Source organism: Methylobacterium sp. yr668 (genome assembly GCF_900116245.1).
In the GTDB taxonomy this organism is placed as follows: Bacteria; Pseudomonadota; Alphaproteobacteria; order Rhizobiales; family Beijerinckiaceae; genus Methylobacterium.
On the sequence record NZ_FOZY01000001.1, the window covers coordinates 173,434 to 191,555 of the forward strand.

21 protein-coding genes and 1 pseudogene are annotated in these 18,122 nt (G+C 71.2%); 12 read left to right on the forward strand and 10 right to left on the reverse strand.

The window, feature by feature from the left end:
• Nucleotides 1-5: 5 nt before the first annotated feature.
• The 3 genes from BM419_RS00855 to BM419_RS00865 all read right to left on the reverse strand — a co-directional run bounded on the left by BM419_RS00855 (nt 6) and on the right by BM419_RS00865 (nt 2,408).
• Nucleotides 6-731, reverse strand: a complete 726-nt coding sequence (locus tag BM419_RS00855; RefSeq protein ID WP_020091511.1) for an RlmE family RNA methyltransferase — start codon at nt 729-731, stop codon at nt 6-8.
• Nucleotides 732-741: 10 nt separating this feature from the next.
• Nucleotides 742-1,824, reverse strand: a complete 1,083-nt coding sequence (locus tag BM419_RS00860; protein WP_020091512.1) for a Ppx/GppA phosphatase family protein — start codon at nt 1,822-1,824, stop codon at nt 742-744.
• Between the two features lie 110 nt (nt 1,825-1,934).
• Nucleotides 1,935-2,408: a response regulator gene (locus BM419_RS00865; protein WP_012317168.1), complete on the reverse strand. Its 474-nt coding sequence runs from the start codon at nt 2,406-2,408 to the stop codon at nt 1,935-1,937.
• Between the two features lie 314 nt (nt 2,409-2,722).
• Between BM419_RS00865 and BM419_RS33160 the strand changes: the two genes are divergently transcribed.
• From BM419_RS33160 to BM419_RS00910, 9 genes and pseudogenes are all read left to right on the forward strand, one after another.
• Nucleotides 2,723-3,511 carry a cold-shock protein gene (locus BM419_RS33160; RefSeq protein WP_020091514.1) on the forward strand — a complete coding sequence of 263 codons (789 nt, stop codon included), beginning with the start codon at nt 2,723-2,725 and terminating at the stop codon, nt 3,509-3,511.
• 96 nt (nt 3,512-3,607) lie between these two features.
• Nucleotides 3,608-3,874, forward strand: a complete 267-nt coding sequence (locus BM419_RS00875) for a hypothetical protein (RefSeq protein ID WP_020091515.1) — start codon at nt 3,608-3,610, stop codon at nt 3,872-3,874.
• A 161-nt stretch (nt 3,875-4,035) separates the two neighbouring features.
• Nucleotides 4,036-4,347, forward strand: a complete 312-nt coding sequence (locus BM419_RS00880; RefSeq protein ID WP_020091516.1) for a hypothetical protein — start codon at nt 4,036-4,038, stop codon at nt 4,345-4,347.
• Between the two features lie 26 nt (nt 4,348-4,373).
• Nucleotides 4,374-5,867: a PepSY-associated TM helix domain-containing protein gene (locus BM419_RS00885; protein WP_020091517.1), complete on the forward strand. Its 1,494-nt coding sequence runs from the start codon at nt 4,374-4,376 to the stop codon at nt 5,865-5,867.
• Nucleotides 5,864-6,211, forward strand: coding sequence for a DUF3325 domain-containing protein (locus BM419_RS00890; protein ID WP_020091518.1), 348 nt, complete (start codon nt 5,864-5,866; stop codon nt 6,209-6,211). The genes BM419_RS00885 and BM419_RS00890 overlap by 4 nt, the downstream gene beginning before the upstream one ends.
• A 308-nt stretch (nt 6,212-6,519) precedes the next feature.
• Nucleotides 6,520-8,043: an aldehyde dehydrogenase gene (gene adh / locus BM419_RS00895; protein ID WP_020091519.1), complete on the forward strand. Its 1,524-nt coding sequence runs from the start codon at nt 6,520-6,522 to the stop codon at nt 8,041-8,043.
• A 162-nt stretch (nt 8,044-8,205) separates the two neighbouring features.
• The gene (locus BM419_RS00900) at nt 8,206-8,631 is read left to right on the forward strand and encodes a DUF779 domain-containing protein (RefSeq protein WP_026604679.1); all 426 of its coding nucleotides are present in this window, start codon (nt 8,206-8,208) and stop codon (nt 8,629-8,631) included.
• A gap of 28 nt (nt 8,632-8,659) precedes the next feature.
• Nucleotides 8,660-9,073 (forward strand): annotated as a pseudogene (locus BM419_RS00905) (carboxymuconolactone decarboxylase family protein).
• The gene (locus BM419_RS00910) at nt 9,070-9,510 is read left to right on the forward strand and encodes a cupin domain-containing protein (protein ID WP_020091523.1); all 441 of its coding nucleotides are present in this window, start codon (nt 9,070-9,072) and stop codon (nt 9,508-9,510) included. Before BM419_RS00905 ends, BM419_RS00910 begins: the two are co-directional and overlap by 4 nt.
• 4 nt (nt 9,511-9,514) lie before the next feature.
• Here the strand turns inward: BM419_RS00910 and BM419_RS00915 are convergent, their stop codons facing one another.
• The 6 genes from BM419_RS00915 to gap all read right to left on the reverse strand — a co-directional run bounded on the left by BM419_RS00915 (nt 9,515) and on the right by gap (nt 15,502).
• Nucleotides 9,515-10,567 carry a tetratricopeptide repeat protein gene (locus tag BM419_RS00915; protein ID WP_026604680.1) on the reverse strand — a complete coding sequence of 351 codons (1,053 nt, stop codon included), beginning with the start codon at nt 10,565-10,567 and terminating at the stop codon, nt 9,515-9,517.
• Entirely contained in the window at nt 10,564-11,208 is a 645-nt protein-coding gene (locus BM419_RS00920; protein ID WP_020091525.1) for a thiamine phosphate synthase, read from the reverse strand. Before BM419_RS00920 ends, BM419_RS00915 begins: the two co-directional genes overlap by 4 nt.
• Before the next feature lie 20 nt (nt 11,209-11,228).
• Nucleotides 11,229-12,299 (reverse strand): class II fructose-bisphosphate aldolase, encoded by a 1,071-nt coding sequence (gene fba, locus BM419_RS00925; RefSeq protein ID WP_020091526.1) that lies wholly within the window; start codon nt 12,297-12,299, stop codon nt 11,229-11,231.
• 377 nt (nt 12,300-12,676) lie between these two features.
• Nucleotides 12,677-13,879, reverse strand: coding sequence for a phosphoglycerate kinase (locus tag BM419_RS00930; RefSeq protein WP_020091528.1), 1,203 nt, complete (start codon nt 13,877-13,879; stop codon nt 12,677-12,679).
• A gap of 34 nt (nt 13,880-13,913) precedes the next feature.
• Complete coding sequence (locus tag BM419_RS00935; RefSeq protein ID WP_026604681.1) at nt 13,914-14,408, reverse strand: hypothetical protein; 495 nt, start codon at nt 14,406-14,408, stop codon at nt 13,914-13,916.
• Nucleotides 14,409-14,497: 89 nt separating this feature from the next.
• Nucleotides 14,498-15,502: a type I glyceraldehyde-3-phosphate dehydrogenase gene (gene gap / locus BM419_RS00940; RefSeq protein ID WP_012317185.1), complete on the reverse strand. Its 1,005-nt coding sequence runs from the start codon at nt 15,500-15,502 to the stop codon at nt 14,498-14,500.
• 450 nt (nt 15,503-15,952) lie between these two features.
• On the opposite strand from gap, the gene BM419_RS00945 reads away from it, so the two are divergent.
• Both BM419_RS00945 and BM419_RS00950 read left to right on the forward strand, forming a co-directional pair.
• Nucleotides 15,953-16,237, forward strand: coding sequence for a DUF4164 family protein (locus tag BM419_RS00945; protein ID WP_020091530.1), 285 nt, complete (start codon nt 15,953-15,955; stop codon nt 16,235-16,237).
• A 42-nt stretch (nt 16,238-16,279) separates the two neighbouring features.
• Nucleotides 16,280-16,651 (forward strand): cell division protein ZapA, encoded by a 372-nt coding sequence (locus tag BM419_RS00950; protein ID WP_020091531.1) that lies wholly within the window; start codon nt 16,280-16,282, stop codon nt 16,649-16,651.
• A gap of 72 nt (nt 16,652-16,723) precedes the next feature.
• Here the strand turns inward: BM419_RS00950 and BM419_RS00955 are convergent, their stop codons facing one another.
• Entirely contained in the window at nt 16,724-17,158 is a 435-nt protein-coding gene (locus BM419_RS00955) for a winged helix-turn-helix transcriptional regulator (RefSeq protein WP_026604682.1), read from the reverse strand.
• 74 nt (nt 17,159-17,232) lie between these two features.
• On the opposite strand from BM419_RS00955, the gene BM419_RS00960 reads away from it, so the two are divergent.
• Nucleotides 17,233-18,117 (forward strand): NmrA family NAD(P)-binding protein, encoded by an 885-nt coding sequence (locus BM419_RS00960; protein WP_020091533.1) that lies wholly within the window; start codon nt 17,233-17,235, stop codon nt 18,115-18,117.
• Nucleotides 18,118-18,122: the final 5 nt, after the last annotated feature.

Genomic DNA, 18,122 nt, shown 5'->3' on the forward strand with positions numbered 1-18,122 from the left:
GCGGCTCAGCCCTCGTCGGCGGACGCCGCCCGGCCCGGCGCGCCCCGGTAGCCGGTCGCCAGGACGTAGAGCTCGCTCGAATCGGCCCGGCTCGCGGCGGGCTTGACGTGCCGGACCGTGGCGAAGTCGCGCTTCAGGTCGGTGAGCAGCGCGCCCTCGGTGCCGCCCTGGAGCACCTTGGCGAGGTAGGCGCCCCCGGGGCCCAGGATCTCGCGGGCGAACTCCGCCGCCGTCTCGGCGAGGCCGATGATCCGCAGGTGGTCGGTCTTCTTGTGGCCGGTGGCGTTGGCGGCCATGTCGGACATGACGAGGTCGGCGGGGCCGCCGAGCATGCCGGTCAGCCGGTCAGGCGCCTCGGGATCGAGGAAGTCCAGGGTGATGAACTCGACCCCGGCCATCGGCTCGATCTCCAGGAGATCGATGCCCACGACGCGGCCCGTCGGCCCGACCACCCGCGCGGCCACCTGCGACCAGCCCCCCGGCGCGGCGCCGAGGTCCACGATCTTCTGGCCGGGCCGCAGGAGCTTGTAGCGCTCGTCGATCTCCAGGAGCTTGTAGGCCGCCCGCGACCGGTAGCCCTCGCGCTTGGCGCGGGCCACGTAGGGATCGTTGAGCTGGCGCTCGAGCCAGCGCTTCTGGGACAGGGTCCGTCCGCGGCCGGTCTTCACCCGCTGCTTCAGTTCGCCTCGGACACCGCCGCCGGAACTCGCGCCGCCGCGCCGGTCGCTCATCGCGCCGCCCTCATCGGACCGCCTTCCGGTTCCAGACCCCGTCCTCGCGCATCATGTTCATCAGCAATCCTTCGCGCAGGCCGCGATCGGCGATGCGCAGGCGCTCCGAGGGGAACGCCCTGCGAATCGCCTCGAGGATCGCGCAGCCCGCGAGCACGAGATCGGCGCGGTCGCGGCCGATGCAGGGGTTGTCGGCGCGCTGCTCCAGGCGCGTGTCGAGCAGGTCGTCGATCGCGGTCGAGACCGCGTCGTCGCTCATCCACAATCCGTCCACGCGCCGCCGCTCGTAGCGGGCGAGCCGCAGATGCATCGCCGCGATGGTCGTCACGGTCCCGGAGGTGCCGAGCAGGTGAAAATGCGGCGCCGTCGCCGCGGGCGCGGCGCGGAGCGCGAATGCCGAGAGCTTCTCGGCCACCTCCTCGACCATGCCCTCGAACATGCGCCGGGTGACCTCGGCGCCGCCGTGGCGCTCGGCGAGCGTGACCACGCCGACCGGCAGCGAATCCCAGGCCCGGATCCGCAGCGTCGGGTCGGTCGACGGGTTGGCGGCCGCCCCGTCCAGCCACGCGATCTCGGTCGAGCCGCCGCCGATGTCGAAGATGATGACCGATTCGGCCAGCGGGTCCGCGAGCGCCGCGCAGCCGGTGACCGCGAGATACGCCTCCGTCTGCCGGTCGACGATCTCGAGGTCGAGGCCGACGCCGCGGCGGACGCGCTCCACGAAGGCGGCGCCGTTCACCGCGAGGCGGCAGGCCTCCGTGGCGATGATCTTGGCCCGCTGCACCCCGCGGGCCTGCATCTTGGCCCGGCAGATCCGCAGGGCCTCCACGGTCCGCTCGATCGCCGCCTCGCTCAGGCGGTCGGACGTGCCGAGGCCCTCGCCGAGGCGCACGATCCGCGAGAACGCGTCGATCACGCGGAAGCCGCTGAAGGTCGGCTCCGCGACCAGCAGGCGGCAATTGTTGGTGCCGAGGTCGAGCGCCGCGTAGGCGGCGCGGCGGCGCTCGCGGCCCGGCACGGGGGCTTGCGTCTGGAGCGGCACCGCGCCGGTCTGGATTCGGGACGGCGCGGCCGCGGCGGTCTCGTCCCTCATCGGCGCGGCCGTCGATCCTTCGGGTCGGCCCTGAGCAGCGCGCTCGGACTCTGTTGAACTGCGACCCTACAGGCTCGGCGGGGAACTGCAACGCCCCATCGCGGTCGCGCTCAGGCGACGGCCTTCATCGCGCTGGCCCGGCGCGGGATCGGCCGCAGGAGGCTCTTCACCTGCGAGTAGGGGCGGGGCCGGTTGATCACCTCGTCCAGCCGCGACCACAGGGTCTTGGGCGAGAACGGCTTGGCGATGATCTCGTTGACGCCGAGCGCTACCGCCCGGTCGACCACGTTCCGGCGGGGCTGGGCCAGCATCAGGATGATCGGGATCGTGGGGCAGGGGGAGGTGGTCGGGGTCCGCGCGAGCCGGATGAACTCCTCGCCCGACAGGATCGACAGGTCCCAGTCGATGATGCTGATGTCGGGCTTGCTCTCGGCGAGCACGCCCAGCGCCTCGGCCCCGTCCGGCGCCTCCAGCACACGCTTGATGCCCACGCGCATCAGCATGTCGCGCACGATTCGGCGGATGTAGAGACTCTCGTCGACCACAAGAGCGGAGAGATCGGGGAAAGTCGGTGTCGCGATCATGGCCGGCCGGTTCTGCGGGGCGCGGGGCCGAGTCTAGCCGGACAGCCTTTGCGTTTCGCTAACGCCTTCCCTCGAATGAGAAAGGGCCGGCCCGGGAGCGGGGGCGGACTCCGTTGTTTGCCGCAAGAAAGTAACGAAACGGGCGCCTCTGAGCCAAGAAGGTCCTTGCGGTCAAGGCCCGATTGCGTCAGGACTGGGGCGTTATTCTTGGTTACCGCGACCTGGGGTAATGATAGTGCGGGGCGTGGGCTGTCTGGGATGGCGCGCACGCGGTATTCGAGACAAGGGCGGCGGACGGTTTTTGCGAGCTTTCTATGGGACGTGGTCGTGATTTCAGAGGGCCGCAGAAGCGCGGCTTCGACGAGAGTGGCGAGCCGAGATGGCCTGATCAGGCTCCCCCCAGCGGCGGATACGGCGGCGGCGGTTTCGGCGGTGGCGGCGGTGGTTTCGGCGGGGGCGGTTTCGATCGCGGCCCGTCGCGTGGCGCGGCTCCCGTCGCGTCCGGACCGGAGCGCGATGCGACGGTCAAGTGGTTCAACAAGGAGAAGGGCTTCGGCTTCGTCGAACTCGGCGACGGTTCGGGCGATGCCTTCCTCCACATCCGCGCTGTCGAGGCGGCCGGCCACGACGATCTGATGCCGGGCACCCGGCTGACGGTCACGACGGCCCAGGGTCAGAAGGGCCCGCAGGTCACGAGCGTCACCAGCGTCGACACCTCCACGGCCGAGGCGCCCGCGCCCCGGCGTGAGTTCCGTCCGCGCACCGGCGGCTTCGGCGCCGGGGCCGGCGGCGGCTACGGCGACCGCGATCGCGGTGGTTACGGCGGCGGCGGTGGCGGCGGCTACGGCGGCGGCGGTGGTGGCGGCGGTGGCCGTTTCGCCAGCGGCCCGTCGGTCGAGATGAGCGGCACCGTGAAGTGGTACGATCCCGCCAAGGGCTTCGGCTTCGTCTCGGTCAACGACGGCGGCAAGGACGTGTTCGTGCACCGCTCCGCGCTGTCCCGCGCCGGTCTCGATTCGCTCGCCGAGGGCCAGCAGGTCACGCTCGGCGTGGTCGAGGGCCAGAAGGGTCGTGAGGCCCAGAGCATCAACGTCGAAGATTGAGGAATTCGCGGCGGTCTCTTTGCCGCCGCGTTCCGCGAAGATCATGAGGCGGCGGCTCCGAGCGGGGCCGCCGCCTTTCTCGTTCGGGGACGATCGATGCGCCGCCTTGTGCTGTCCACGGCCCTGGTGCTGCTCGCGGGAACTGCGCGAGCGGAGGACTTCACGGGCTTCTACGCGGGGATCAACGCCGGCTACGGCTGGGGACACGCGCGCGACGGCCGCGCGGTCGGCCCGGCACCCGGATCGGCCGCGGCGTTCAGCAAACCCGATCCCGGGGCCGATCTGCCGCCGAGCGCGCGGAATGCGGCCGTGGCGATCCGCAGGCCGAGCCGCGACGGTGCGTCGGGAGCCGCCGGCCCGTAGCGCTGGGCTGCGAGCGTCGGATCCGACCTCGGGACGCGCCGCTTTCCGGCGTCCTAAACGCCTCTTTTCACACTGGAATCGTTCCGGAACATAGGCGTTGCGCGGCGGCCCGGACCGCTGGTACGTCGCGCCATGGGCTCACGGGAACGAGGGATGGCGCCATGAGCGCCCGCGCCATGCCGACGCTGGCCGACCGCGCGGCGGTCGCCGGCCGGGTACTGCTCGCGATCCTCGGCGGTTACGCGGTCGCCGCCCTGTCGAGCGCGCTGCTGGCCCTGGTTCTTCCCTTCCCGCGGGCCGAGGCGGTCTCGGCCGGGACGCTGGCGAGCTTCGCGATCATGGCGGGGGCGGCGATCTGGGTGTTCGCGGCCCGCACGCTCGGCCGGGCGGCCGTCGTCCTGGGCCTGACGGCGCTCCTGCTGACCGGTGCCCTGTGGCTCGCCGGCGCCTTCGCGCACGGGGCGGCCGCGTGAGCCGGGCGCGGAGTGTCCGCCAGGCGATGGCGTGGCTGCACACGTGGTCCGGCCTCGTGGTCGGCTGGGTGCTGTTCGCGATCTTCGTCACCGGCACCGCCAGCTATTACCGCACCGACATCTCGCACTGGATGCGGCCCGAACTGTCCGCGACCGCACCGGATCCCGCCGCAGCGGCGACGCGGGCCGGGGCGTTCCTGCGCCGGACCATGCCGGACGCGGCCGGATGGTCGGTCAAGTTGCCGAATGCCGAGACCCCGGCCGTCGAGGTCTACTGGTGGCCGCGTCCGGGTGGCCCGTTCCACCACGCGCTCCTCGATCCCGCCACGGGCGAGCCCGCGCGCATCCGCGACACGCGCGGCGGCGACTTCCTCTACCGATTCCACTTCGAGCTGAGCCTGCCGCCGATCTGGGGTCGCTGGATCGTCTCGGCCTGCGCCATGGTCCTGCTGATCGCGCTGATCTCCGGGATCGTGACGCACCGGCGCATCTTCGCCGACTTCTTCACCTTCCGGCGCGACCGCTCGGCGCAGCGCGGCTGGCTCGACGCCCACAACGTGGTCGGCGTCCTGGCGCTGCCGTTCCACCTGATGATCGTCTACACGGGCCTCGTCACCCTGTCGGCGATGCTGATGCCCTGGGGCATGAAGGCCGTCTACGGCGACGACGTGCTGCGCTACTACGCCGAGGCCGGCCTGGCGATCCCGGGCGCGGCCCCGGTCGGGCGCCCCGGCACGCCGCTGCCGCTCGGCGAGATCGTCGCCCGCGCGACGGCCGCCGGGGGCGAGGTGCCCGAGGTGGTGCTGGTAACGCGGCCGGGCGACGCCGGCGCCACCGTGACAGCGTATTTCGAGGAGCCGCACGGGCTCGCGCACCTGCACCCGCAGATCGCCTACGCGGCCGATACCGGTTGGGAGATCGCCCGGGTCGGCGAGGCTGGCGCGGCGACCCGGACCGGGGCCGTGATGGTGGGGCTGCACGAGGCGCATTTCGCCGCCGCCCCCCTGCGCCTCCTGTTCTTCCTCTGCGGCGTGATGGGTGCCGCCACGGTCGCCAGCGGCCTCGTGCTCTGGACCGTGGCCCGGGCGCCGAAGGGCGCGGATCCCGAGGGTTTCGGCCTGCGTCTCGTGCGGTTCCTCAACCTCGGCACCATCGCGGGTCTGCCGGTGGGCCTCGCCGCGTATTTCCTGGCGAACCGGTTGCTGCCCGACGGGCTCGGGGCCCGGGCGGACTGGGAGGTGCGCGCCTTCTTCGCCGCCTGGCTCGTGGCCGCGCTCGCGGCGTCCCTGTACCCGCGACGGCGCGCGTGGTCGCTCGCCCTGGCGGTGCCGGCCTGCGCCTTCCTGGCGATCCCGCTGGTGGACGTGATCCTCATCGGCCAGCAGCGCTTCCTCGCCTTCGACGCCGCCATGGCGGCCGTCGGCCTCGCGCTCGGCCTCGCGGCCCGGCTGGCCACGCGGCGGGGCGTGGCCGCGGCCCGTCCGGCCAAGGTAACCCTGTCCCGGACGGTCGAAGCATGACAGCCGCCGCGCTGATCCTCAGCCTGCTCCTGAGCTTCTCGGGCTTCGCGGCCCTGGCCCTCAGCCTCGACCGGCACCATCGGGCCGCCTACCGCGTCGGCGTGCCGAAGGCGCGGGTCGGCAGCCTGCGGATGGCGGGCTGGTGCGGGCTCGGCCTCTCGTTCGCGGCGGCCGTCGCGGCGGGGGGCTGGAATTTCGGCCCGGTGCAGTGGGTCGGATCGCTGACGGGCTCCGCCCTCGCCGTGGTGGCGATCGTCGCGTACCGGCCCACGTGGCTGCGGAACGCGGCCCTGGCGGCGCTCCCGCTCGCTGCGGCGTCCGTTCCGCTGGCCCTGCTCGGCTGAGGAACGGCGCGCCGATTCGGCACATCATCGATTCGGCCGGTCGCCGGGTCCGGCCGATCGTCGCCCGGCGGCCGGCCGGACGGTGCCGGAGACGAGGCACTTTTGCCCGCTCGCGGTGATGCCGGGAAGCGCGTAGGATCGGCGCACTCGCGCACTGGCCAAAAGTCCACCTTGATTCGGCAGGCCAAAAGCCATTGGCTGCGAACAGAGCGGAAGCGGATGCGGCCCCCAGATTCGGTCGCCCGAGCGCCAGCTTAAGCCCAAGAGCCGCGGTTCGCGAGGCCGGGGCCCACGGAGGGAACACAGCGATGAACAAGCCGGAATTCCTCGGCGACTCGAAGGTCAAGTCGCCCTTCTCGGCCCGCTACGACAACTTCATCGGCGGGCAGTGGGTCGCCCCCGCGGCCGGTCGCTACTTCGAGAACACCTCGCCGATCACCGGTAAGGTGGTGTGCGAGGTCGCTCGCTCCGACGCCCAGGACGTCGAGAAGGCCCTCGACGCCGCCCACGCCGCCCGGGAGGCCTGGGGCCAGACGGCGCCGGCCGAGCGCGCCCGCATCCTCCTCAAGATGGCCGACCGGATGGAGGAGAACCTCGATCTGCTCGCCCTGGCGGAGACCTGGGACAACGGCAAGCCGATCCGCGAGACGACCCACGCGGACATCCCGCTGGCGATCGACCATTTCCGCTACTTCGCCGGCTGCGTGCGGGCGCAGGAAGGCTCGATCTCCGAGATCGACCACGACACGGTCGCCTACCACTTTCACGAGCCGCTGGGCGTCGTCGGTCAGATCATCCCGTGGAACTTCCCGATCCTGATGGCGGTGTGGAAGCTCGCCCCGGCCCTCGCCGCCGGCAACTGCGTGGTCCTGAAGCCCGCCGAGCAGACCCCCGCCTCGGTGCTGGTGCTGGCCGAGATCGTCGGCGACCTGCTGCCCCCGGGCGTGCTGAACATCGTCAACGGCTTCGGCCTCGAGGCCGGCAAGCCGCTGGCCTCCTCGCCGCGGATCGCCAAGATCGCCTTCACGGGTGAGACGACCACCGGCCGCCTCATCATGCAGTACGCGTCGCAGAACCTGATCCCGGTGACGCTGGAGCTCGGCGGCAAGTCGCCGAACATCTTCTTCGCCGACGTGGCGAACGAGGACGACGACTTCCTCGACAAGGCCCTCGAGGGCTTCACGATGTTCGCCCTCAACCAGGGCGAGGTCTGCACCTGCCCGAGCCGCGCGCTCGTGCACGAGTCGATCTACGACCGGTTCATGGAGCGCGCGGTGAAGCGCGTCGAGGCGATCACGCAGGGCTCGCCGCTGGATCCGGCCACGATGATCGGCGCCCAGGCCTCGGGCGAGCAGATGGAGAAGATCCTCTCCTACATCGACATCGGCCGGCAGGAGGGCGCGCAGCTGCTCACGGGCGGCGAGCGGAACGTCAAGGACGGCGAGTTCGCCGAGGGGTTCTACGTGAAGCCGACCGTGTTCCGCGGCCACAACAAGATGCGCATCTTCCAGGAGGAGATCTTCGGGCCGGTCCTGTCGGTCACGACCTTCAAGGACGATGCCGAGGCGCTCTCCATCGCCAACGACACGCTCTACGGCCTCGGCGCCGGCGTCTGGACCCGCGACGGGACCCGCGCCTACCGCTTCGGCCGGGCGATCCAGGCCGGCCGCGTCTGGACGAACTGCTACCACGCCTACCCGGCCCACGCGGCCTTCGGCGGCTACAAGCAGTCCGGCATCGGCCGCGAGACCCACAAGATGATGCTCGATCACTACCAGCAGACCAAGAACATGCTGGTCAGCTACTCGGCCAAGAAGCTCGGGTTCTTCTGAGTTTCTTCCCGGGTCAACCCCCGAGACAACTTCAGCCCCGGCCGCAAGGCCGGGGCTTTTTCGATCCCGGACCCGGTGACCATGCACTCCGCGCTCCGGAGGGCGCAGCAGTGGAAACCGGCCGGCGCGCACGCATATTCAGGCATCGACCGGGAGGATCGCATGAGTTCGGAGCAGAGTGTGGACGCCAATGTCGCCGAGCAGGCCGGCGCCGACGGGACGCCGCTGCGGGTCACCGCAACCCCGGCGGCCCTCGCGCTGATCGACGAGCTGCGGGGCGAGTACGGTCCGGTCATGTTCCACCAGTCGGGTGGCTGCTGCGACGGCTCGTCTCCCATGTGCTATCCCGTCGGCGATTTCCTGGTGAGCGACGGCGACGTCCATCTCGGCACCGTCGGCGGCGCGGACTTCTACATCAGCCGGTCGCAGTTCGAGGTCTGGAAGCACACGCACCTGATCCTCGACGTGGTGCCGGGCCGCGGTGGCATGTTCTCGCTGGAGAACGGGCGGGAGAAGCGCTTCCACATCCGCTCGCGCCTGTTCTCCGAAGCGGAGAACCGGGCGCTCGAGGAGGCGTGCAGGCTCTGACGGCGCGAGCTTCGAGGAAGGGACTGCGATGGCGACCGTGAAACTCTGGTCCGATTCCGAGGCCGAGGCCGACCCGCGCGTCCGCGCGGTCTTCGCCGACATCCGGGCCACCCGCGGATCCGACTTCGTCAACAACTTCTGGCGGGGCCTCGCCAACGATCCGGCACTGCTGGAGCGGACCTAGTCGACGCTCAAGATCGTCATGGGCCCGGGTACCCTCGATCCGCTGACCAAGGAACTGGTCTACATCGCGGTCTCGATCGCGAATGGCTGCCCCTATTGCATCCATTCCCACACCGCGGCGGCGCGGGCCAAGGGCTTGACGGAGGCCCAGCACGGCGAGTTCCTGGCGGTCGTCGGGATGGCCAACCAGACGAACGCGCTGGTCAACGGCATGCAGATCCCCGTCGATCCCGCCTTCAGAGTGGAGGAAGGTCCATGAGTTCCGCGTCCGGCACGGAGAAGCAGGGGTTCCGGGTGGTGCACGAGAGTGCGCCGTTCCGCGGCAAGCAGGGGCACATCTACCGACCGGCCGTCTCGGCCGAGTCCGTGGATTCGAAGGCGCTGCACATGCAGCTCCTGGAGATCCCGCCCGGGGAGCGGGCCCACGCCCACAAGCACGAATCCCACGAGACGGCGATCTACGTGCTGTCGGGCGTGTCCGGCTGCTTCTGGGGCGAGCGACTGGAGAACCACGCGATCGCGGGCGCCGGCGAGTTCGTCTACATCGCCGCCGACGTGCCGCACCTGCCCTATAACCGCAGCCAGACGGAGCCCGTCACCGCGGTGATCGCTCGGACGGACCCGAACGAGCAGGAGAGCGTCGTCCTGCTGCCGCACCTCGAGGCCGGCGTCGACTGGTCGAAGGCCGAGGTCTAGCGGCTCAGCGCTGCTCGATCCGCTCGTTGGCGAGACGCTCCGCCCGGGTGCGCTCGTCGGCCGAGAGACCGGAGAGGGTCTGATCCAGCCACGCGTCGGACAGGCCCTGTCCGGCCGCCGCTAGGTTCCAGGCGGCCGCCTCCACGGGATTCTTGGCGACGCCGCGACCCACGGCGTAGAGCCGCGCGACGCGGTTCTGCGCGATGGCGTTGCCGCGCGAGGCCGCGTGCAGGAAGTACCGTGCGGCCGCCCGCTCGTCCTTGGTGACGCCGGTGCCGTTGAACAGCAGGATCGCGTACTCGACCTCGCTGGCGAGATCGCCGTTGTCGGCGCCGCGCCGGAACAGCTCCGCGGCCTTCGACGGGTCCTTGGGCACGCCGCGGCCCTGCAGGTAGAGCACGCCGAGGTCGTGCTGGGCCGGGCCGATCTCGGCGTCGGCCGCCTTGCGGAACTGCGCCGCCGCTGCCGCCTCGTCGGCGGTCGCGCCGGTGCCGATCAGGATCAGGCCGAGATTGTAGGCCGCGGTCGGCGAACCTTGGGCCGTCGCCTGCTCGAGCCAGCGCCGCCCGCCCTTCGGGTCCTTCGGCATGCCGCGGCCGTCGAGGGCCATCAACCCGAGGGACGCCATGGCGGAGGCGTCGTTCTGCGCCGCGGCCAGGCGATACCAGTCGGCCGCCTTCACCGGATCCTGCTTCACACCGAGGCCCTGATTGTACAGCTCCCCGAGCAGCGTCATGGCGGCGGCGTCCTTGGGATTCGCCTCGATGCGCTTCGTCGCCTCGCGGAAGGCGGTGACGTACTGGCCCTTCTGGTAGGCGCCGTAGGCGAAATCCGGCGGCTGGCTCCCCGGCGGCGGCACGGCGCCCCGCGCGTAGTTCGGCGTGTAGGGGCTCGGCAGCTCCGGCATCGACGCCTTGCCGGTCTGCGCCGCGGGTCCGAGCGAGCCGGGCGCCGCGGTCCGGGCCGGATCGGCCGGCCCCGAGGCCGCCCAGGCCGGCGCCGCCAGCAGCGCGGCCCCGGCGAGAGCAGCCGCCAAGCGAACGTCGCGGCCCCTCACGCCTCGATCTCCCGGACGGCGCGCTGGGCCCGCTCGACCGCGCCCGAATCCTGCAGCCATAGGCCGCTCTCCAGGCCGACGAACTCCGCACCCGTCGCGGCGAGCGGCGCGATCTCGTCGGCGGCGGCGGCCACCGCGATGCAGGGCGTCTCGAAGATCTCGGCCCACCACGCGGCGCGGGCCCGGACCGTCTCCGCCTCGGGCGCGACGCCGTCCGGGTAGAGGCCGCCGAACATCAGGTAGTCGATGCCGGCCTCGCCGGCCTCCATCGCGCCGTGCTTGGTCTCGAGGCCGCCCGCGCCGAGAATGCGGCCGTCCCGGAGCCGGCCGCGCAGGTCCTTCAAGTCGCGCGGCTTGTCAACGTGGATGCCGTCGGCCCCGCCGCGGATCGCCACCGTGGCGAGGTCACCGGCGAAGCCCGGGCAGGCGACGACCAGCGCCGCGCCGCGCTCCTGCACAATCGGGGCGACCGACTTGACGCGGGCCGTCAGCCCGCGCTCGTCGGTGGCGGCGAGCCGCAGGATCACGGCGGCGACATCGCCGGCTTCGCAGGCGGCCTTCAGGACCGTCACGAAGTCCGCGATGCCCTCCGCGTCGAGACCGTGCGGTCCGAGCAGGGCGAGGCGGGCGCTGTTGCTCATCGCGGCCGACAATCCGCGCCCTACTGCGGGCCGATCTTCGGGTCGAGGGCGCCGCTGGCGTAGCGCTTGGCCATCTCGGCGACGGAGATCGGGCGGAGCTTCGAGCCTTTCCCGGCGGTGTTGAACTCCTCGAAGCGCTGCTTGCAGAGCTTCGTCATCGCCTCCATGGCGGGCTTCAGGTACTTGCGCGGATCGAACTCGGAGGGGTTCTCGGTGAGCACCTTCCGGATCTGGCCGGTCATCGCCATGCGGTTATCGGTGTCGATGTTGATCTTGCGCACACCGTGCTTGATGCCGCGCTGGATCTCCTCGACCGGGACGCCCCAGGTCGGCTTCATCTGGCCGCCGTACTGGTTGATGATGTCCTGTAGGTCCTGCGGCACCGAGGAGGAACCGTGCATGACGAGGTGGGTCGTCGGCAGGCGGCGGTGAATCTCCTCGATCACGTTCATCGCCAGCACCTCGCCGTCGGGCTTGCGGGTGAACTTGTAGGCGCCGTGGCTCGTGCCCATGGCGACCGCCAGCGCGTCCACCTTGGTCGCCTCGACGAACTTCACCGCCTCGTCCGGGTCGGTCAGGAGCTGGTCGTGGCTGAGGGTGCCCTCGGCGCCGTGGCCGTCCTCGGCCTCGCCCTGGCCGCTCTCCAGCGAGCCGAGCACGCCCAGCTCGCCCTCGACCGAGACGCCGGCCCAATGGGCCATCTTGGTGACGTTGCGGGTGATCTCGACGTTGTAGTTGTAATCGGCCGGGGTCTTGCCGTCGGCCTTCAGCGAGCCGTCCATCATCACCGAGGTGAAGCCGTACTGAATGGCGGTGGCGCAGGTGGCTTCGTTGTTGCCGTGGTCGAGATGCATGCAGACCGGGATGTGCGGGTAGATCTCGACGAGGCCGTCGATCAGCTTCGCGAGCACGACGTCGTTGGCGTACGCGCGGGCGCCGCGGCTCGCCTGGAGGATCACCGGCGAGTCGGTGGCGTCGGCGGCCGCCATGATGGCGAGCCCCTGCTCCATGTTGTTCAGGTTGAAGGCGGGCACGCCGTACTCGTACTCAGCGGCGTGATCGAGGAGCTGCCGGAGGGTGATGCGTGCCATCGTGCGTGTCTTCCCGTTTCCCGTTTCGTCGTCCGCCCGATCGCTGGAGTTGCCGTCAGGCCCTCAGCTGAGCTGTATCGTGTCGCTCTGCCGAGTGCCTTGCTTTCGGTCAATCTCCGACGCGGCGCAGGGCATTCTTTCGGCGGATGATCGGCACCCGGACCGGTTCTCCAGGGCTACGACGGCCTCCGCGATCGCGCTGACACGCGCGTCGAAGCCGCCCGCCATAGCCGGCATCGCCACGCGCCCGGATGCCCTTCAGGATCTCGAAGGTCGCGTTCGCCACGTCGTCACCGATCGACTCGGCCCCCCAGCCGATGGAGGCCGGTACCGTAGATAGGGCTCGGTCGAAGGGGGAGGAGAGCAAGGCGGCCGTCTCAGCCCTTCGCCCGCAGCGCCTCGACGCCCGGGAGGGCCTTGCCTTCCAGCCACTCGAGGAAGGCACCGCCGGCGGTCGAGACGTAGGTGAAGTCCTGCGCCACGCCGGCGTGGTTGAGTGCGGCCACCGTGTCGCCGCCGCCCGCCACCGAGACGAGCTGGCCGGCCTCGGTCCGGGACGCCGCGTGCTTGGCGGCGGCCACGGTCGCGGCGTCGAACGGGGCGAGCTCGAAGGCGCCCAGCGGCCCGTTCCACACCAGGGTCTTTGCCCCGTCGATGGCGGCGTTGATCTCGGCGACCGAGCGCGGACCGGCGTCGAGGATCATGCTCGCGTCCGGCACGGCATCGACCGGCACGGTCTCGTGCGGGGCCTGCGCCTTGAATTCGGTCGCGGCGACGGCATCGACCGGCAGGATGATCCGGCAGCCGGCCTTCTCGGCCGCCGCCAGGATGCGCGTGGCGGTCTCTGCGAGATCCTTCTCGCAGAGGGACTTGCCCACCGCCTTGCCCTGCGCGTGCAGGAAGGTGTTGGCCATGCCGCCGCCGATCACCAGCATGTCGACCTTGGCGACGAGGTTCTCGAGGAGGTCGATCTTTGAGGAGACCTTGGCACCGCCGACCAGCGCGATCACCGGGCGCTGGGGCGATTCCAGGCCCTTGGTCAGCGCGTCGAGTTCGGCCTGCATCTCGCGGCCCGCGTAGGCCGGCAGCCGGTGCGCCAGACCCTCGGTGGAGGCGTGCGCGCGGTGAGCCGCCGAGAAGGCCTCGTTGACGTAGACGTCGCCGTTCGCCGCCAGGGCGTCCGCGAAGGCCGCGTCGTTCTTCTCCTCGCCCGCGTGGTAGCGGGTGTTCTCGAGCAGGAGGACATCGCCGTCCTTCAGGGCCGCCACCGCCTGCGCGGCCGCGTCGCCGACGCAGTCCGCCGCGAACGCGACGCTGCGCCCGAGGGCCGCGCCGAGGGCGGGGACCACCGGCTCCAGCGAATCCTTCGGCTCGCGCTTGCCCTTCGGGCGGCCGAAATGGGCGAGCAGGATCACCTTGGCACCCTGCTCGGCGACCTCGCGGATCGTCGGCGCGACACGCTCGATGCGGGTCGCGTCGGTCACCCGCCCGTTCTCCATGGGCACGTTCAGGTCGACGCGCATGAGGACCCGCTTGCCCTTGAGGGAGCCGGCATCGTCGAGGGTGCGGAAGGCGCTCATGCGGTCTGGTGCGGTCCTGTTCGGGGCGGGGCGGTTACTGCGCGGTGGTGCCGATGGTGGCCCGCTGCGGCAGCAGGCGGTCGAGGTTGAGCCGCTGGACGGCGACCATCAGGACCACGGTCAGGATGGCGGTGATCACGGCGGTGAGGACGAGGGCGCCGGTCCCGGGCAGGCGCCGGGTGCGCTCGGCGAGGCCGCGCATCTCCGTGCGGAGCGCGGCGAGGTCGGACTGGCGGGCGGACTCGTTCATCCGGTTCGCCGCGTTCTCGACCTTGTCCTCGACGCGGGACAGCAGCGCCTCGGAGCGGGCGTACTTGTCCTCGATGCGCGAGCACTTGTCCTCGATGCGCGCGAGCTGATCGAAGAGCTGGTTGGCCGGGAGCGCGTGGGACGGGAGCGCGGAGGCGGCGGGCGCGGCGGTCGCCACGGGAGGTGGTGCGGTCTGGGTGGTGGGCGGCGGCGGAGCCGGCCTGGGGGCGGGCGGCACGGCAGCCGGCCCGCTCGACGTGCCCTGCGAAGCGTCGGTCATCCCTGGAGAGTCCCTGGTTCGAAGAAAGGCCGTCCGAAGAGAGGTGCGGCCGCCGGCCTCAAGGGAGGCGGCGACCGCTGAAGTCCGGCTCAGATGAGCTTGGCCATCGCCACGGCCGTGTCGGCCATGCGGTTCGAGAAGCCCCACTCGTTGTCGTACCAGGTCAGGATGCGCACCAGCACGCCGTCCATGACCTTGGTCTGGTCGAGGTGGAAGGTCGACGAGTGCGGATCGTGGTTGAAGTCGATCGAGACGTTCGGCCGGTCGGTGACGCCGAGGACGCCCTTGAGTGGGCCGGAGGCGGCCGCCTTGATGGCGTCGTTGATCTCCTGGACCGTGGTCGCGCGCTTGGCCGTGAACACGAGGTCGACCGCCGAGACGTTCGGGGTCGGCACGCGGATCGCGGTGCCGTCGAGCTTGCCCTTGAGCTCCGGGAGCACGAGGCCGACGGCCTTGGCCGCGCCGGTCGAGGTCGGGATCATCGAGAGCGCCGCGGCGCGGGCCCGGTACAGATCCTTGTGCATCTGGTCCAGCGAGGGCTGGTCGTTGGTGTAGGAGTGGATCGTGGTCATGAAGCCGCGCTCGATGCCGACGGCCTCGTCCAGCACCTTCGCCACCGGGGCGAGGCAGTTCGTGGTGCAGGAGGCGTTCGACACCACGTGGTGCTCGCCCGTGAGCTTGTCGTGATTGACGCCGTAGACCACCGTCAGGTCGGCGCCGTCGGCCGGGGCCGAGACGAGAACGCGCTTGGCGCCGGCGTCGAGATGGGCCTTCGCCTTGTCCTTCGAGGTGAAGATGCCGGTGCATTCCAGGGCGATGTCGACGCCGAGGTCGCGGTGCGGCAGCTCGGCCGGGTTGCGCACGGCCGTGACCTTGATGCGCTTGCCGTTGACCACGAGGAACTCGCCGTCGACCGCGACCTCGCCGGGGAAGCGGCCGTGCACGGAATCGTAGCGGAGCAGGTGGGCGTTGGTCTCCACCGGGCCGAGATCGTTGATCGCCACGACCTCGATGTCGCTGCGGCCGGCTTCCGCGATCGCGCGCAGGACGTTGCGGCCGATGCGCCCGAACCCGTTGATGGCAACCTTCGTCACGGCGTGACTCCTTCCTGATGCGGCTCGCCGCGCCGGACCTCAGGGGGGCGGTCCGCGGAGCGGTCTCGGCGGCCCGCCATACCGTCCGGGCCGGGCCGGGCGGGATCTGGGCGGGCGGGTTTGAACCTGCGATGAACCGGACCGGGAGAGGCCGGGCTTCCACGCCCGTGACCGTCAATTCGGACGGTGCTGGCTGAGGCCTCGGAACTGTCGCGGACCGGCCCTCCGGCATGTCTCGCGCGGTCCCTCTCGGGATCGCGCGGCTGTCTAGCATGGAGCCTCGACCTGTCAAACGCGTGGCTGTGACAAAGACCTTCGATCCACCGACCAATAAACAGGGATCGCGACGATCCATTCGATCAGCGACCGGATCGGGGATCGAACGCGTTTTCGCGCTGGAATTTCGCCTGCATTCGACGGAAAGCTTCGCGTCGGGATAGACGAAGAACCATGGCCGACGAGACCGAGACCCGTTCCATCGACGACGCCCTCAACCGGCTCGAAGCGGCGATCAACCGCCTCGACGCCGTCGTCCAGCATCACCTCGAGACCGACGCGCAGCCCGACGACCGGGACGCGGAACTCGCCCTGATGGACGAGGACCGGGCCCGGCTCGCCGCCGCCCTGGACGCGGCGAGCGCCCGCCTCGCCACGGTCTCGGCGACGACCGGGGAGGTCGGCCACCGGCTCGACCGGGCCATCGAGACCGTTCAGGATGTGCTCGGACGCGCCTGACGCCACCGCTCAAGCCTGTCGGAGCGACCACCGGAGCGATCCTTGCCGCAGATCAACGTGACCATCGACGGCCGCAGCTACCGCATGGCCTGCGGCGAGGGTGAGGAGGCGCATCTCACCGGTCTCGCTGCCCTCCTCGACGGGCGCATCGGCGAGATGCGCAAGAGCTTCGGCGAGATCGGCGACATGCGCCTGCAGGTCATGGCGGCGCTGACCATCGCCGACGAACTCGCGGAGCTGCGGTCGCGGATCGCGTCGCTGGAGAGCAGCGTCGCGGAGCTGCGCGCTGCCGCCGAGACCGCCGAGCGTGGGCGGGTCGACGATGCCGAGCGGGCGGCGTTCGGGATCGGCCGGGCGGCCGAGCATATCGGGCGGCTCGCCGACGCCCTCGGCGGATCGGCGCCGCGGGCCTGACCCTCTTCGCGCGGGCGGACAGCGCGAGGTCCGACGTCCCCAAGAAGCCGTGGCAGGCCGCGCGCGACGCTCCTAGAGGGGCGCTGCGTCGAACCGGGTCCGCGCCGCCCGGATCGCGCCGTGACGCTCCTCCGCCCATTGCACGAGGCGCGCCAGCGGCTCGAGCAAGGCGGCCCCGAGATCCGTGAGCCGGTACTCGACGCTGGGCGGCTTCGTCGGGAACACCGTCCGCGCGACGAAACCGTCCCGCTCCAGGTCCCGGAGCGTCTGCGTCAGCATCCGCTTCGAGATGTCGGGCAGCGTCCGGAGGAGGGCGCTGAACCGGTGCGGCCCGTCGGCCAGGGCGATGAGGAGCAGCATCGACCACTTGTCGCCGACCCGATCCAGCACGTCCCGCACCGGGCACGCCGCCGGATCGAGGGTGCCGGCCTGCCAGGCCGCGTACTTGGCCGCCAGCTCGGCGCGGGCGAGCGGCACCGCGGTTTCCTTCGAGTAACCTGGTCCCAAAATCCTGCCTCCTTCACCGCGCTGACGGTCTCATCTAGTGACCTTGCTCCGATATTGAACCATGAGGAGCCAGCTTGAGCTCGACCAGTCAGCCGACCTACTTCGTGACCGGCGCCACGGGCCAACTCGGCCGCCAAGTCGTCGCGGCGCTTCTGCATCGCGTACCGGCCAGCGCGGTGATGGCCGGCGCGCGCGACACCGAGGGCGAGGCTGCACGGAGCCTGCGAAGCCTCGGCGTCGCGGTCCGACGGGCCGACTACGCGGACCCGACGAGCCTGGACGCGGCGCTCGAGGGCATCCAGCGTCTCCTGCTGATCTCGTCCAGCGAGATCGGCCGGCGCGTGGCGCAGCATCGCAACGTCATCGACAGCGCCAAGCGGGTCGGTGCCGGCCTGATCGCTTACACGAGTGTTTTGCGCGCCGACACGTCGGCCCTCGCCCTGGCCGAGGAGCATCGTCGGACCGAGCATCTGCTCGAAGCCTCCGGCGTGCCGTTCGTGGTGTTGCGCAACGGCTGGTACACGGAGAACTACGCCGCCGGCATCGCGCCGGCGCTCGCCCATGGGGCCGTCCTCGGCTGCGCGGGCGACGCGCGGATCGCTTCGGCGGCGCGGGCGGATTACGCCGCGGCGGCGGCGGCGGTTCTCACCGGCGACGGGCAGGGCGGCCGCGTCTACGAGCTGGCGGGCGACGAGGCCTACACGCTGACCGAGTTCGCCGCGGCGATCGCTGCGGCCGCCGGCAAGCCGGTCACGTACCGCGATCTGCCGCAGGCCGAATACCGCGCGGCGCTGGTCGGCGCCGGGATGCCGGCGGACTTCGCGGCGCTGCTCGCCGACTCGGACGCGGCCGCGGCCCGCGGCGCCCTCAACGACGACACGCGTCAGCTGAGCGCGCTGATCGGCAGGCCGACGACGCCCTACCGGTCCACGGTGCGCGACGCCGTCGCGCGGCTCTGAACCCG